Origin of the sequence: Noviherbaspirillum autotrophicum (assembly GCF_000818395.1) — a bacterium.
GTDB lineage: Bacteria > Pseudomonadota > Gammaproteobacteria > Burkholderiales > Burkholderiaceae_D > Noviherbaspirillum > Noviherbaspirillum autotrophicum.
The window spans coordinates 26,204-41,022 of the sequence record NZ_JWJG01000007.1 but is presented as its reverse complement, the minus strand read 5'-3'; the positions used below and the strand labels follow the sequence as shown (position 1 = coordinate 41,022).

Here is a 14,819-nt window from a genome sequence, read left to right as displayed (position 1 = left end):
AAATGCAAGTACGTTCCACTATGTCATGTCGCCTTCTTTATGTCGCGGGAGAAGAACAGGCCTGGCACCATTGGCAGCCAGAAGCTCACCCCTCGGAACAACAAGGTCGCCGCGAGCGACGCCGGGATCGACACTCCCGCGTGCTGCAACGCCACGACCGAGGTCGCTTCAAATACACCCAGCCCGCCAGGCACGATACTGATGGTCCGAAGCAACGAGGAAGCGATGAAGCTCGTATATACGCCGGTAGGTGACGCCACCTCGCCAAGCGAGCGAATGAGAACCCATACTGTGCCTGTGTCAAGCAGCACAATGGCGAGGTGAAACAATACGCTCTTGAGAATGAGCGGGAAGCTACGGACAAGCGTCGGGTCGGCCTCGCCGAGTAGCGAAAGCATGTTCGCCAGCAGCGGAACGCGCCCGAGCCAAGCAGGCGTCGTGCGCCGTCGTCCCGCAAGGGCAAGGGCGGCTGTGGTCAGCGCGACGCTGAAGACGACCAGGCATAGGGCGACCGCGAGAATGAGCGGGTTCACTCGGCCCTCCACCATCGAGATGAGAAGCGCGAGAACAAGGGTCAGGACATAGGCGGCATAGTATGAGACGCCATCGACGAGCACCGAAGCCATGACAACGCTACGCGGAACTCCGCGTAGCTCGAGCGCCCGGGCGACGACCACCGTCCCGCTGACGCCGCCAGATGGAAGAGCCTGGCTGATGAACAGCTGGGCGAGGCTGAGTTTGAAGGCCACCCACAACGGCAGCACAATTCCGGCCGCCCGCGTGACCACGCGCCAAGTCTCGCCCTGCGCCAGATAGGTTCCGACTTGCAGAACGATCGCGACGGCCAGCCACCATGGCTGCGCCCTCTCTGCGAGGCGCAAGAACTCCTGTTCTTCCGAGAAGTGGAGCGCGGCGATGATGACCGCCGCAAGCATTGCGAAACCGAAAATCCAGGAAAACCAGCGAGCAGCACGCAATGCTGACCGGTGCTCGCCGGTTCCAAGGCCGGTGCCCGGTCCAACTTCTGCGCCATTGCCGTTCACATGCAAAGTTATCGAAGTGGTACCTTTTGCATTTTCCTCACTCATCGTTGGGATATCCTCACATGCTTGCTTTTTTTTGATGACGTGATATTGGCGCGTGCGACGGCAACGCATCACGGCGCAGTGCCTGGCGGAGCTGCCTCGGCTTGCGCGTCGCCCAGGACGACGGCGAACAGTTGCAGCGTGTCTAGGTAGCGCTGAGCCTTGGCGCGCGCATCGCCGAGCCTGGCCTGCTGATCGAGGCGCTGCGCCTCGATGACTTGCGGGAAGCAGGTCTGCTCTGCCTGGTAACTTTGCTGCGTGAGGTCCCGTGTCGATTGCGCCGCATCCAAGGCCTTGCGTTGCGCCTCGAGCAGCGTCGCTTCATTTGCCAGCGCCTGAAGCACATATGCAACCTGCGCGAATGCCCGCAGCACGGTATTGCTTATCAGCGTCAGCCTGCTTGCGCGCCACTGCGTCAGTAGGACATCGGCCAAGGCTTCAGCCTACGCGACGCGATGGGCCGTTGCACCAACTGCGCCAACATCGTACGACAATGCCGGCCCGATGGCCAAGCTATTCATTGGTCGTGCGCATAAACATCTCCGTCAGGACAACTTGGGCGTAACGGCACATTGGACCATGCATGCCGCTGGAAAGAGTATGTTTCCGATCTGATGCCGCTACGCCGTGACTGCGCCACACCCGCCGCGGCGTCTTGGAACAAACGTATCCAAAACCATTTGACTTGGATCATGCATATGGAACGTACCCGCTCCTAGCATGCTTATCAGGCATCACGACCATCATTCCGCCTTTCCGAAACCGGTTTCATCAGCAGCGCCATGGGACGCCTCCATGATGTCTGGAAATCGACTTAATCTGCTGCAAGTGACCGTATGCGCCATTACCTTGGCTGCCGGTAGCGTCTTGCATCTACAGGGGATGGAAGACATTGCCGATTGGATGTGGTGCGGCGGTGCCAGCCTCGTTCTCCTGTCGGTGCTGATCGATACCGTGGTCGCGATATGGCAAAGGAAATTTGGGCTTGACCTCATCGCCTTGGTGTCAATCGCCGGCGCGATCACGTTGCAGGAATATCTAACAGCATCCGTGATCACATTGATGTTTGCCGGGGGCCGTGCGCTGGAAGGACTTGCGGAAAGACGCGCGCAGGAAGAAATGTCCGCATTATTGGCAAAAGCACCTCAATTTGCCAATCGATATGACGGCAGCGTCATCGCTCAGGTGCCGATGACAGCTGTTCGCCCCGGCGATCGCATCCTTGTGCGATCCGGGGAAACGGTGCCGGTTGACGGGACGCTTCTTGCTGCGGCCGTCGTGGATCGATCGAGCCTGACCGGCGAATCTTTGCCGGTGTCATATTCTGCGGGAAATGCAATAGCCAGCGGCAGCATCAATGCCGGGGATGCATTCGATTTGCTGGCCACCAACACTTCCCAAGACAGCACATTTTCCAACATCATTCGTCTTGTCCACGCCGCGCAACATTCAAAAGCGCCTGCAGCGCGACTGGCTGATCGCTATGCGCTGCTATTTGTCCCGCTGGCTTTAGGGGTCGCAGGCTTGTCCTGGCTGTTGTCCGGTGATCCGAATCGCGCTTTGGCCGTCGTCGTGGTCGCCACGCCCTGCCCTTTGATTTTGGCGGTGCCGGTTGCGATTGTCTGTGCCATGTCCCGCTGCGCACAACGTGGGGTGTTAATCAAACACGGCGGCGCACTCGAAAAAATGGCACAGGTCAAGACCTTGTTCCTCGACAAGACCGGTACGCTCACCGTTGGCAGGGCTCGCCTGACTGCCATGGCCACCGCACCGACGGTGCCGCATGAAGAGGTGCTCAGGTTGGCGGCATCGCTGGAACAAATGTCCAACCATGCCATCGCGCAAGCTGTGGTCTGCGCCGCGATCGGACGCGGACTGGCGCTATCCATTCCTGAGCATGCGTCCGAGCAGCCCGGTGCCGGACTGTCCGGTCGAGTAGACGGCATAGAGGTCCGTGTCGGCGGAATCGAATACGTTTTGGGCAGCGCGGCGATGCCATCGTGGTCGATGGGCCTGGGCGAGCGCGTTGGATACGAAGGCACCGCAGGCGTCTATGTCGCCATTGATGGGCGGTTCTGCGGTGTGCTTCACATGGCAGACGAAATCCGCTTGGACACACCGCGTGCCATGCGGCTGATGCGGGCATCCGGCGTAGAACGCATCATCATGCTCACCGGAGATCGGCGTGACGTGGCCGCCACCATTGGCAATTCCTTGGGTGTAGATACCGTCATGGCGGAGCAGACGCCTGCTTCGAAACTTGCCGCAATTGCAGATGCACGCAGGAACAGCGTGACGATGATGGTCGGTGACGGAATCAACGATGCGCCGGCACTGGCCGCCGCCGACATCGGCGTCGCCATGGGTGCACGAGGTGCGGCTGCGGCGGCCGAGTCTGCACAAGTCGTGTTGTTGGTCGATCGCCTGGATCGACTGGCATTTGCAGTTCGTATTGCGCAGCAGACCCGGACCATCGCCTTGCAATGCGTCGCGGCAGGCATGGGGCTTTCGATGTTCGCGATGCTGGTCGCCGCCTTCGGCTATTTACCGCCCGTGGCCGGAGCCATCTTTCAAGAGGTGATCGACGTCACTGTCATCCTGAATGCACTTCGTGTTCTTCGCCTGGAGAAAGAAAAAGCGGCAGAACGTCTTTCGGCGGACGATGTCAGCAAACTGCAAGAAGAGCATGCTCGCCTGTTGCCCGTTATTGACCGCCTGAGATGGCTGGCAGATCGGGCTGATGAGTTACCGGCTTCGACGATCAGGGAAGAACTGGCTTCCTTGAGCACGTCACTTCAAGACCAGATCTTGCCGCACGAATCGACGGACGATGCCACGCTTTATCCGCGCGTCGCGCGTTTGATCGGCGGCCAGGATCCGATGGCATCCATGAGCAGCACGCACCGGGAAATTTACCGCCTGAGTCGCACCGTCGATCGGCTCGCCACGAAGATGCCTAGCGAGAAGCGCGACAAAGCGTCCATGCAGGAAATGCGCCGAACCTTGTATGCGCTCGATGCCATTCTGCGACTGCATTTCGCGCAGGAAGAAGAGATTTATCACGGCTTGTCCTCGTGAGCAAACCGGCATTTGAATGGAAAAACCATGACCCGCCGCCCAACTGCAGGCGCTAATCTAACGGCACCGGCCTTGCCCTGGATTACCGCGATACTTGTGCTGACTGCAGTCATTTTCGGCCCGGAAGGATCCGAACAGCGGATTTACGACCCCGGTCGCGATTTTGTTCGTCGGCTTCACGAAACAGTCGGACTGACAGTGCTTGGCCTTACCATCCAAAATCGATAGGTTGGCGCGCAGCCGGACCGAACGGAATCGCAGGTCAGGCAGGCTTTACGTTGCGATGCGTGAATAGATCCAGCCTGCCATCATCACGAGGACCATGAGCGCCACTGTGAGAACGGTAAAATCGGCCGGGAGTCCGAGCGGACTGGTGCCGCCAGCCAGCATCAACGCGCGCAAACCGTCGACTTCATAGGTCAGCGGATTTCCGTGGGCGACCCATCGCAGCCAGTCCGGCATGATCGCCGTTGGATAAATGGCGTTGCTCGCAAAAAAGAGCGGCATCGTCAATACTTGGCCAATGCCCATGAAGCGTTCACGGGTCTTGACGATGCAAGCAATGATCAAGGAAAACGTGGAGAACAATGCGGCGCCCAGCAGCACCAGCGCGATCACGCCGAGCATCGGCGCAAGCTGCCATTGCATCTTGACGCCGAGTGCCAGCGCGAGCAGGTAGACGATCACTGCTTGCGAGAGAGCCCGTACGCCGGCGGAAATCGCCTTGCCAAGCACGAGCGCGGTGCGCGGCACAGGGCTGACGAGAAACTTGTGCACGATGCCCAGATCGCGCTCCCAGATGATCGAGATGCCATAGAAGATCGCAACGAACAACACACTCTGCGCGAGCACGCCGGGTGCCAAAAAATCAACGTAATTGAGATTACCGGTTGGAATGGCGTGACTGCGCGCAAAAACTTGGCCGAACACGAGCAACCACAGCATCGGCTGTATCGCGCGTGTCAGTAATTCAGTCGGGTCGTGGCGCAGCTTGCGCGTTTCCATTTCGGCGATCGCGTACACTTTCGCGCCATAGCGCACGAGCGCCGAAAGCCAGCCCGACCGCGCATCGCGTGCCCGCGGCTTAGCCGAGCCGCTGGGCGGTGCGCCGGGTGTCGGCGGTGTCACGATAGTCTCCCTGGGCTTCGAGATGATCTTCGGTGTAGTGCGCGAATACGTCATCAAGCGTAATTTTCTTACCCTCCGGTTGATGCAGGGACGCGCGCAATTCGTCGATCGATCCAGCAACAACGATCGCGCCATGCTGCATGATAGCGACCCGCGTACAGAGGCGCGCGGCTTCGTCCATATAATGCGTGGTCAGAAAAATCGTCATGCCATATTCGGCGCGCAACCTCTGGATATGCTGCCATACAGCGTCACGCGCCACCGGATCAAGGCCGACCGTCGGTTCGTCCAGAAACAAAAGTCGCGGCCGGTGCAGCATCGATTGCGCGATTTCCAAACGACGTATCATGCCGCCGGAATACGTGCTCACCAGCCGATCGGCAGCGTCGCTCAAGTCCATGAAGGCGAGCCCTTCGCCGATACGCGCTTTGCGGGCACTGCGCGGGATGTCGTAGAGCCGCGCGAACACATCCAGATTCTCATAGCCGGTAAGTTCGCCATCGGCGGACAGCGCTTGCGGAACGTAGCCGATGACACGGCGAACCTGTGCAGCCTCGCGCACAATGTCGAATCCTGATACCGTTGCACTGCCCGACGTCGGAGGCAGCAGCGTCGTCAGCATCTTGATCAGCGTGCTCTTGCCTGCGGCGTTACGTCCGAGAAGGCCGAACGTCTCGCCCGCGGCAATCGAGAATGTCGCACCATCAACGGCCACGATGTCGCCAAAGCGGCGCGTCAACGATTGCGTGGTCAAGATGAACGGCATTTCCGAGGCCCCGATCTTGAAAGGACATGGCATCCTCGTTGTATTCCCAACACAAGGCGCACTGATGGCCACTCTAGTCGAAGCACTTAGATGGCTCTTGATCCATATCACCTCGACACGCCGTATCGAATCTCCTCATCCGGCGCTCAGAGTTGAAAGCCGACCACGCGCACAATGCCTTCTATCAGGTCGCGCCACCAGGATGGCTCCTGTGCTTCATAACGATCAGATTGTTGCACGTACCGCATCGCCCAAGCGGTAAGCCACTGAATTTCCGTTCGGCCATAAAATGCCGTCATCAATTCAAAGTTCAGAAACAGGCTGCGCCCATCCAGATTGGCTGACCCGCATAGCGCAAGATCGTCGTCGATGATGACCGCCTTTGCGTGCAACATGGCGGGAAACAAATACACTTCGGCGCCTGCGAGGCACAGATCGCGCAATGCCCGCTCCCGAGCCCAATCCGCCAGCCGGTGATTCGATCGCACGGGTATCAGCAGTATGACGCGCACACCGCGGCGACACGCCATGCACCACGCGCCAAGGAGCGCCTCGTCCGGCACAAAGTAAGGGGTAACGGCTACAATTTTCTGTTGAGCCTGATACGCCGCCGTCAGCAATAATGCATACACAGTGTCGTCCGCATAATCTGGCCCGCTCGGCACAAGTTGCGCGAGGCTTCCTGTCGCAGCAGGCGGTCTGCCAAATGATATGGAATGTGCATTGCCTGCGGCCGCACGCCAGTCGCACTCGAACAGCAACGCCGCTTGCGAGGCAAGCGGCCCCGTGACGACAAAACTCAAATCCAGCCACGCGGAATGCCCTTGACTGCCTGTGAAATATTCGGAAGCAAAGTTGCGCCCGCCGCTCCACAGGGACTCCCCGTCGCAGACCACTAGCTTGCGGTGATTGCGCAGGTTAATGTGTGCATGTAGAGGCGTGTGCAGCAACGGCATGAACCAGCGAACATCAATACCGACGTCGCGCATCGCGCGTAGCTGCGACCGCGCGCACCGCAGCCCGCCAATCCTGTCAAGCAATACGCGGATGCGCACACCACCCTGAGCACTTTTCACCATCGCCGCGACCAAAGCGTTGCCGAGCGCGTCGTCGCCAAGAATAAAGGTGCACAGGTCAATGCGTTGCCGTGCCTGCTCAATCAACGTCAATACCGCGCGCTGTGATGCAAGACCATCTTCATGAAAGCGGACCATCTGATTATGCGTCTGCGGCGGCGCAGCCAATACTGCGAGCAGTCTGGTCGCCCATACCGGCCCCGCTTGATCGGCATCGAGAGGAAACGAAGGATGATCGGGGCGATGCGGGCGCACCAATTTACGCGCGCCAAACAGCAAAAATAGTGGAATGCCGATATAGGGAATGACGGCAATGGTCAGAACCCAGGCAAATGCCGCAGAGGGATGCCGGCGCTGACGGCCGATCCGGGTCACCAGCACGTAAAGCAGCAATCCACTGAACACGAAAGCGCCATGCGCCAGTGCCGACAGCGAGACGATCCAGCGAATATCCGGGCCAATATTACTTGCCACGCGAACGGCTCGCCGGTTGACATGGATCAGCCAATTGCATTTTCTTCTCGTCTCATCCCGCCCTGTCATTGCGACCGCATGTCGCGGCCCATAGAATGACCATTCTAAGCCGGCAATTGCAATTTGCACACCATGCAGAACAGCATTGAACCGGGTTCTGCGGCACAGTGAGTGACATGGTGCTGCATGCTCCTTACCCGGCCTTTGCGAGCCGAACCCACCGGGAGCCGTGAGATGCCGATAGACCAGACGCCGGTACCGTGGTGGCTTGCGCCGTCGTCAGTAGAAACGACGCAGCGTGCGGTCGAGGCGAGCGGCCTGTCGGAGGCGCAGGCCGCAGCCCGGCTCACCCAATACGGCCCCAATCTGTTCCGCGAACGGAAAGACAAACCGCTCCTGCTGCAGTATCTCACCCGGTTCAAGAATCCTCTCGTCCTTATTCTCCTCGCCGCCAGTGCAGTTTCGGCAGCAACCGGGGAGGTCACCAACTTCCTCATTATCAGTAGCATCGTTTTGCTCAGCGTTACGCTGGATTTCGTCCAGGAGTACCGTGCCAACGCGGCGGCAGAGAAATTGCGTCAAACGGTTTCCGTACGGGCCACGGTCATACGCGATGGCAAGCCATCGGACATTGCCGTGACCCAGATCGTACCTGGTGACGTCGCGCTGCTATCGGCCGGAGATTTGATTCCGGCCGACGGGTTCGTGCTTGACGCGCATGACTTCTTCGTCAAGCAGGCGCTGCTGACCGGAGAGTCCTACCCAGTGGAAAAACGTCCGGGCGCGCTTCCGGAAACGGCCACGGAGCTGGAGGAAGCGACCAACGCGGTGTTCATGGGGACATCGGTCATCAGCGGCAGCGCCCGCATACTAGTGGTCAAGACTGGGACCACCACCGCAATTGGAGCAATCGCCGACAGCATCTCCCGCCAGTCGCCGCCAACATCGTTCGAGCTCGGTACCCGCCGTTTCGGCATGCTGATCATGCGACTGACGATCTTGATGGTGATGTTCGTTCTGCTGGTGAACACCTTGTTTCACAAGCCTTGGCTGGAGTCCTTCCTGTTCGCGGTGGCCCTTGCCGTCGGCCTGACGCCGGAATTGTTGCCCATGATCGTCTCGGTCACGTTGGCGCGCGGCGCGCTGCGCATAGCAAAGCAGCATATGATCGTCAAACGCATGACTGCTATCCAGGACTTGGGCTCGATGGATATCCTGTGCACGGACAAGACCGGCACCTTGACCGAGGCGAGCATCCAGATGGAGCGGCATGTAGACGCGAATGGCCGGCCCAGCGGGCGGGTGCTGGAACTGGCCTATTTCAACAGTTATTTTGAAACCGGCCTGAAAAGCCCGCTCGATGACGCCATCCTCAGGCACCAGCATATTGAAATCGGCCACTGGAGAAAGATCGACGAGGTGCCGTTTGATTTCGAACGGCGCCGCGTCTCCGTACTGATCGACAATGGCGAAACGCGTTGGCTGGTGGTGAAGGGCGCACCCGATGAAATCGTGGGGCTCTGTACCCATTACGAAATGGAAGGTGCGGCGCGCCAGCAGCCCATCGATGAAACGGCGCTGGTCAACATTCATGATCAGTACCATGCGCTGGAAGAACAAGGTCTACGCGTGCTGGGCATCGCCTGGCGCCAAGTGCCGCTGGACCATCCGCATGCTGTCGTGAGCGACGAAGCAGCGCTGGTGCTGGCCGGGTTTGCTGCCTTCCTCGACCCACCCAAGGAGAGCGCTGCCTCCGCGCTTCAGGCGCTCAAGCACGCCGGCGTCGCGATCAAGATCGTCACGGGCGATAGCGACCTGGTCACACGCCATGTCTGTACCCAATTGCAGATTCCGGTCGTGGGGATTCTGACTGGCAAGGAGATCGCGCGGATGGATGATCACGCCCTGCGCGCGCGGGTAGAGACGGCCAACCTGTTCTGCCGAATCAATCCGGCGGAAAAAAATCGGGTGATCCTGGCGCTCAAGGCACGCGGCCATGTGGTGGGTTATCTGGGCGACGGCATCAACGACGCACCGTCGCTGCACGCCGCCGACGTCGGCCTGTCGGTCGATTCGGCCGTTGACGTAGCCAAGGAAGCGGCAGACATGATTCTCCTCAAGCAGGACTTGCATGTGCTTCACGCTGGCGTTCTGGAAGGGAGACGTACCTTTGGCAACATCATGAAATACATCATGATGGGAACCAGTTCCAACTTCGGAAACATGTTCAGCATGGCCGGCGCATCGCTGTTTTTGCCATTCTTGCCGATGTTGCCGACACAGATCCTGCTCAACAACATTCTCTACGACATATCGGAGGTACCGATTCCGCTGGACAAGGTCGATGCGGGGGAAACCAGCCACCCGCGCGTGCTCGACTTGCACTTCATCCGCAACTTCATGCTCGTGATCGGGCCGATCAGTTCGCTATTCGATTTCCTGACCTTCTACATCCTGCTGACGGTGCTTCAGGCCGGCGAGAAATTGTTTCATACCGGCTGGTTCGTTGAATCGCTGTGCACACAGGTGCTGGTGATCTTTATCATCCGTACCCGCGGCAATCCGCTGAAAAGCCGAGCCCATCCGTGGCTGGCGGCAACCTCGCTGACGGTCGTGGGCATTGCGGTGGTGTTGCCGTTCACACCGATGGGAAGGTATTTCGGATTGGAGCCCCCGCCCGCCCGGTTCTATTTCCTCCTCGGGGGCATGGTGCTGCTCTATCTCTTTGTTGTCGAAGTAGCCAAACAGGGCTTCTATCGCTGGTATTCGACGGCAAAGCCGATCGTGCAGCCTGGCGATCCCGATCGCATTGCCTGATCTGCTGCGAAGTCATCCACCCGGCGCCTGTCGAGACACACTATCTGACGCAGTAACTGATTTTGTGAGAAATCATTACCACGAAATCGTCGGATCCGCAGCAACGACCTCATGAACGCCTCATCGCGCGGTAGCGCATCGGAGACCGCTCCCGTCTCGCATCCGAATTTCTGGAAAACCTGGACCAGCCCACCCAATGCGAACCTGGCGCGCCTCACGCTCGGCGTCTTTCCCCTTGCGCTGGCATCCGACTTTGGAGACTGGGCCACGCATCTTGCTGCCGCACCTGGCAAGCATCAGCAACTCGTGCGCAAGACAGTGTTCAAGAACATGCGCTTTGCCCGATATGTGCTGCAGTGGCTGTACGAACTGGCGACATTCGCACAGTTGCCTCGCGCAGAGGAATTGCCGGATCGATGGGCGTGCGTTCATCCAGGATGGGCAAACGATGGAATGGCGACGGTGCGGCGCTCATCGGATTTTTCCATTGAACCAGTTATCCAATATCCCGCCGATATCTATCTGGTACGATTAGGTTTCGCTCATGCAAAGGGAGAGGAGCATGTCAACATCATCTATCGGGATAGCTACTTGGTTAAATAGCAACTTGACCACATCGTCCCAATCGTCTCAAAAGACAACGTCCATCCTTTCTGATATGGGAAGCACGACGAGCGCAAACCAGACCATGGCGTCGGCAACGGATGCGGTCAACAATAGTTCGCTTTCCGCCGCCATTCAACAGGCGCTGGCCCAGGTGAATGCGGGCGCAGACTTAACCAGTCTCCTGCCCCAGGATTCCCAGCAAGCCAGCTCCGACTTCATGGGAAGCCTGCTTGCGGCGCTACCGATGCCCGCCTCATTGAGTAGCTCATCGGCAAATTCCTTGCCTGCCCTGTCCGCATATACGTCGGCGCAGGCTGGCGCGTCGGTCGCGTTAAACCAGTCAAGCCCGACAATCAAGCTGCAGACGGCGATCCAGAAGCTAATTTCCCAACTCGACAGCAACAGCAATAGCGACGAGCTGCCTGGCACGGAAGCAGCGCCCGGGCTCGGGAATCTGAAGCAATCGTTCAATCAGCTGATTACCTCGAGTGGCGGCAACCCGAGCGAGGCATCATTGCAGTCCTTCCTGAAAACCGTGGCCCTGAACGTCCAACACAGCGTGTCCATCGGCAGCCTTCTGGATGCGAGTGCCTGATTGGCACCGCTCCTGCTCGACGTGGTTGCATGAACCGTGTTTTCGCAGGGGGATGGCAGCACGCTGGGTTCATGCCTAGAGAGGTTACCAAGGCCTATTTACATCCGAGCGTGCGTCGCGCATCCAAACCGGTGATTTCGACGCCGGACATCGTCTTCGCGGTAATCGCCTCACCTGTTGACAAGGTCATCTTGAACTGGCTTGGGACTGCATAAAGCGGACCGACATCGGTGCCCACCGACGCTGTGCCGTTTGGCAGGTCGACCTGAATTACAGGCGCTGGGTAATTCAGCAAGAACATGCTGTGGTAACAGAAGCGTCGTAAAACGTGACTCCTCGCAAAGTCGGTAGCGGGAACTGAACTTGACTGGGTAGGTTCTGTATAAGTGCGCCGTCGTCGAGTGTCGCAAAATCAATTGAAGTTGGTGTTCCCCCTTCTGCAGTGGAATATACTGAACAGCCAGCATAGGTGCTCACGTTGGCATATGCAGTTTGGAATGCAGACATAACCATTACCGCTGACGTGGCCCCCTTTTGGGAGGCGTCACTTCCCACGTTGTAGGAAAATTTTCCCAATGAAGCGCTGAAGTTCTGCTGGCTACTCACGCGCCAGCGACATTGGAAAAATAGCTGATGACCAAATCCGCAATCCGCTCACTTTCATCCACGTCGAATTTGTGCGTTGCATGCAAAGCGCGCATCGCAATCATGCGCTGCCCGACGAAATCGTTCAGATCGTCGTTCGAAAATTGATACCCGATTGCGCCGGGCGGGTCATCAAGCGCAACAGGTTCCAAGTCGGCCAGCATGGCAAAGATCATGCGCAGTGAATGCTCGATGCGCGTGCAGACATGAAACCAGAACGGGAATTGCTCGTCGAGCTCCTGAAAAAAGGCGCGTACCTCGGGAATCAGGTGGAGTTCTCGCGGATCGTTGTCGTAGCCGCTCACCATGAGCGAAATCGTGCCATTGCTGGCCTCCAGTGCTTCCCGCGAGTCGATCAGTCGGTTCAGGGATGCCAGTGCCTGTTCGAGATCACGACGTTCGATATCCTCCCGTTGAATGGTAATCACGACGACCTTGGTGCCGACCAAGCCACCGTACAGATTGCGCATACTCATGCCGTCACTCTTTTCTCAGCCGAACGGGTTCTTGACCTTCTCGGTCGGCTTCACCTGCACATGCTCGGGCAAGGATTTTTCCTTTTCCAGCGCGGCCACGACGGCATCGACGACCTCCTTCAATGCCCTCGCCTGCGCCAAGCCGGCCTTGTCCTTCGTGAATTCGACCGAGCCGTAGACCGATACCCGGTCCAAGCGGTTTTCGATATTGAGGTCGCCGATGGCGAGTGCCTCTTCCTCGTTCTGAAACGGTTTGATGGATGCCATGATCATTGCCTTTCAGGGGGATCGACTTCGACGGGTTTGCTCTTTGCGCTGCGCCGGCCATGCGGCGTGGGCACCGGCATGGGCATTTTCATCGCCTTGACTTCCGGCGCCAGTTTCGGGAAGACCGTGATGTGGATACGTTGCTCCAGGTCTGCAATCGACATCGTCTGATATTCCATGCCTTCCGCATTCGGCGTCACATAAGCACCTGCCTGTTTTTGCGCCGGATCATAGATCGCCTTGTAGACGGAAGTCGGCACCAGCACCCGGCCATTGATGCGCGCCAGGTCATTGCCCTCGAAGATCGGCCCTGTCACCACGTACAGTTCCTTGTCTTCGCGTGCCAGCTCGCGGGTGGCCTCTTCAATGCCTTCCCACAGGATTTGATTGTTCTTCGGATTCTGCGGGATGATGTTTACCAGCGAAAAGCTTTCGTACTGCGCATTCTCGGTCGGCATATCGCCGTTCGGCGCCATGTGGCCGCGGTCAAAACCGGAACGCACATAATCCGCCAGCTCCGAGCGATCCGCCGGCGGCAATTGCTCTTCCATGTGAAATGCATTCTTGCGCTTCAGCCGCCCCGCTTCATCCACCCGCTTCTCGGTCAGATGTTCGGCCGACCATAACGGCGTACGTGACACACCACTGTATGTGACAGCGTACCCCTCGAAGCACAGCATCGTGGTTTTCTTTGCCAGATTGGGGCTGGTAATGACAGGGGCCTGCCCGTCCAGGAAATGGTCTGCACAGGAGGTCGGCTTTGTCGTGCAGCCGGAGGTCGCCAGCAGGAGCACAGCGATGCCAAGCACTAATCGGAATTTCATCGAGGTCACGGTTTCAGCAGAAGCTGGATGACACGCAATCGTGTCATTCTATGCGAGCCGGGACTGCGAGCCGGGGCTACTTATCGAATGATTGCTGTCAGACACAGTTTGTTACAAAATCCACATACTTCCTGTCGTCCAGACAATGCTGGGCCTCGTTAAGGAGGGGCAGCACCATGCAACCAATATACCGACTGAAAGGGACCATCATGTTGACCTCCAAGCAAAAAGCCGCTCTCGCCTCCGTGCTGATCGCCGCATTTGCCGCCAGCGCTGGCAGTGCGATGGCTGAAACCAAGTGGGAAAAAAATCATCCGCGCCGTGACCAAGTGAATGACCGCTTAGAGCGACAGAATCGCCGGATTACACAAGAACGCAAGGAAGGCGAGATCACGAAACAGCAAGCACAGGCACTGCGCAAGGAAGATCGCCAGATTCGCCAGGAAGAGCGCGATATGGCAGCGCAGAACCACGGTCATATCACCCGCGCCGAACAACGCGTGCTGAACCAGCAAGAAAATGCGGTCAGCAAGCAGATCGGCAAGTAATCGTCCTGCTCCTGAACCAGAATTTTCAATCTTTTCAAGGAAGATACCGTGAAAAAACTGTTTGCCGCATTGATACTGGCGTCGCCGTTCCTGTTGAACGCTGCCCATGCCGCGACCGCACAGCAAAACAAGATGACCACCTGCAACAAGGAAGCCGGCGACAAAAAGGGGGGCGAGCGCCAAGCCTTCATGAAGGAATGCCTAAGCGCCAAGCCAAAGGTCAGCGACGCGCAGAAGGCGCAACAAGACAAGATGAAGACGTGCAACGCCGAAGCCAAAGATAAGAAAGGCGACGAGCGCAAGAAATTCATGAGCGCATGCCTGAAGAAGGCATAAGGAGCTGGCACCCGCGATAAAGCTGGGGGTCTTTCCCTTCCTTGTCTGAAGGAAGTAAACTTTACGGCTAGCACAAAAATTCAAGCCAGGGGAAGACG

At 58.2% G+C, this 14,819-nt stretch carries 14 protein-coding genes; 6 read left to right on the top strand and 8 right to left on the bottom strand.

What is annotated here, in order from left to right:
* Nucleotides 1-23: 23 nt before the first annotated feature.
* Together TSA66_RS00660 and TSA66_RS00655 are read right to left on the bottom strand one after the other, a co-directional pair.
* Nucleotides 24-1,088 carry a lysylphosphatidylglycerol synthase transmembrane domain-containing protein gene (locus TSA66_RS00660; protein WP_040040454.1) on the bottom strand — a complete coding sequence of 355 codons (1,065 nt, stop codon included), beginning with the start codon at nt 1,086-1,088 and terminating at the stop codon, nt 24-26.
* Nucleotides 1,089-1,156: 68 nt separating this feature from the next.
* Nucleotides 1,157-1,519: a hypothetical protein gene (locus TSA66_RS00655; protein ID WP_040038563.1), complete on the bottom strand. Its 363-nt coding sequence runs from the start codon at nt 1,517-1,519 to the stop codon at nt 1,157-1,159.
* A gap of 448 nt (nt 1,520-1,967) precedes the next feature.
* Between TSA66_RS00655 and TSA66_RS00650 the strand changes: the two genes are divergently transcribed.
* Nucleotides 1,968-4,163, top strand: a complete 2,196-nt coding sequence (locus TSA66_RS00650) for a heavy metal translocating P-type ATPase (protein WP_232429366.1) — start codon at nt 1,968-1,970, stop codon at nt 4,161-4,163.
* A 273-nt stretch (nt 4,164-4,436) separates the two neighbouring features.
* On the opposite strand, the gene TSA66_RS00645 is transcribed toward TSA66_RS00650, so the two are convergent.
* From TSA66_RS00645 to TSA66_RS00635, 3 genes are all read right to left on the bottom strand, one after another.
* Nucleotides 4,437-5,291, bottom strand: coding sequence for an ABC transporter permease (locus TSA66_RS00645; RefSeq protein ID WP_232429365.1), 855 nt, complete (start codon nt 5,289-5,291; stop codon nt 4,437-4,439).
* Entirely contained in the window at nt 5,248-6,057 is an 810-nt protein-coding gene (locus TSA66_RS00640; RefSeq protein ID WP_040038597.1) for an ATP-binding cassette domain-containing protein, read from the bottom strand. Before TSA66_RS00640 ends, TSA66_RS00645 begins: the two co-directional genes overlap by 44 nt.
* A 146-nt stretch (nt 6,058-6,203) precedes the next feature.
* Entirely contained in the window at nt 6,204-7,676 is a 1,473-nt protein-coding gene (locus tag TSA66_RS00635) for a phospholipase D-like domain-containing protein (RefSeq protein ID WP_084199141.1), read from the bottom strand.
* A 165-nt stretch (nt 7,677-7,841) separates the two neighbouring features.
* Here TSA66_RS00635 and mgtA point away from each other — a divergent pair, with 165 nt between their 5' ends.
* The 3 genes from mgtA (at nt 7,842) to TSA66_RS00620 (ending at nt 11,625) form a co-directional block, all read left to right on the top strand.
* On the top strand, nt 7,842-10,424 hold the full coding sequence (mgtA, locus tag TSA66_RS00630; RefSeq protein ID WP_052451968.1) for a magnesium-translocating P-type ATPase: 2,583 nt from the start codon (nt 7,842-7,844) through the stop codon (nt 10,422-10,424).
* 111 nt (nt 10,425-10,535) lie between these two features.
* Nucleotides 10,536-11,027: a poly-beta-hydroxybutyrate polymerase N-terminal domain-containing protein gene (locus TSA66_RS00625; RefSeq protein WP_040038562.1), complete on the top strand. Its 492-nt coding sequence runs from the start codon at nt 10,536-10,538 to the stop codon at nt 11,025-11,027.
* Complete coding sequence (locus tag TSA66_RS00620; RefSeq protein WP_157691536.1) at nt 10,987-11,625, top strand: hypothetical protein; 639 nt, start codon at nt 10,987-10,989, stop codon at nt 11,623-11,625. Before TSA66_RS00625 ends, TSA66_RS00620 begins: the two co-directional genes overlap by 41 nt.
* A 602-nt stretch (nt 11,626-12,227) precedes the next feature.
* On the opposite strand, the gene TSA66_RS00610 is transcribed toward TSA66_RS00620, so the two are convergent.
* From TSA66_RS00610 to TSA66_RS00600, 3 genes are read right to left on the bottom strand one after another with little or no spacing between them, the layout of a single operon-like run.
* Entirely contained in the window at nt 12,228-12,746 is a 519-nt protein-coding gene (locus TSA66_RS00610; RefSeq protein ID WP_084199139.1) for a chlororespiratory reduction 6 domain-containing protein, read from the bottom strand.
* A gap of 15 nt (nt 12,747-12,761) precedes the next feature.
* Entirely contained in the window at nt 12,762-13,013 is a 252-nt protein-coding gene (locus tag TSA66_RS00605) for a hypothetical protein (RefSeq protein ID WP_052451977.1), read from the bottom strand.
* Nucleotides 13,014-13,015: 2 nt separating this feature from the next.
* Nucleotides 13,016-13,837: a DNA/RNA non-specific endonuclease gene (locus tag TSA66_RS00600; RefSeq protein WP_040038557.1), complete on the bottom strand. Its 822-nt coding sequence runs from the start codon at nt 13,835-13,837 to the stop codon at nt 13,016-13,018.
* Between the two features lie 284 nt (nt 13,838-14,121).
* Here TSA66_RS00600 and TSA66_RS00595 point away from each other — a divergent pair, with 284 nt between their 5' ends.
* Entirely contained in the window at nt 14,122-14,385 is a 264-nt protein-coding gene (locus TSA66_RS00595; protein WP_408639465.1) for a hypothetical protein, read from the top strand.
* Between the two features lie 48 nt (nt 14,386-14,433).
* Nucleotides 14,434-14,721, top strand: coding sequence for a PsiF family protein (locus tag TSA66_RS00590; protein ID WP_040038555.1), 288 nt, complete (start codon nt 14,434-14,436; stop codon nt 14,719-14,721).
* The last annotated feature ends 98 nt before the right edge of the window (nt 14,722-14,819 follow it).

Coding starts and splice junctions, on each gene's coding strand:
- TSA66_RS00660 (WP_040040454.1), bottom strand. CDS start 1,088: ATGAGTGAGGAAAATGCAAAAGGTACCACTTCGATAACTTTGCATGTG.
- TSA66_RS00650 (WP_232429366.1), top strand. CDS start 1,968: ATGGAAGACATTGCCGATTGGATGTGGTGCGGCGGTGCCAGCCTCGTT.
- TSA66_RS00640 (WP_040038597.1), bottom strand. CDS start 6,057: ATGCCGTTCATCTTGACCACGCAATCGTTGACGCGCCGCTTTGGCGAC.
- TSA66_RS00635 (WP_084199141.1), bottom strand. CDS start 7,676: ATGACAGGGCGGGATGAGACGAGAAGAAAATGCAATTGGCTGATCCAT.
- mgtA (WP_052451968.1), top strand. CDS start 7,842: ATGCCGATAGACCAGACGCCGGTACCGTGGTGGCTTGCGCCGTCGTCA.
- TSA66_RS00625 (WP_040038562.1), top strand. CDS start 10,536: ATGAACGCCTCATCGCGCGGTAGCGCATCGGAGACCGCTCCCGTCTCG.
- TSA66_RS00620 (WP_157691536.1), top strand. CDS start 10,987: ATGTCAACATCATCTATCGGGATAGCTACTTGGTTAAATAGCAACTTG.
- TSA66_RS00610 (WP_084199139.1), bottom strand. CDS start 12,746: ATGAGTATGCGCAATCTGTACGGTGGCTTGGTCGGCACCAAGGTCGTC.
- TSA66_RS00605 (WP_052451977.1), bottom strand. CDS start 13,013: ATGGCATCCATCAAACCGTTTCAGAACGAGGAAGAGGCACTCGCCATC.
- TSA66_RS00600 (WP_040038557.1), bottom strand. CDS start 13,837: ATGAAATTCCGATTAGTGCTTGGCATCGCTGTGCTCCTGCTGGCGACC.
- TSA66_RS00595 (WP_408639465.1), top strand. CDS start 14,122: ATGGCTGAAACCAAGTGGGAAAAAAATCATCCGCGCCGTGACCAAGTG.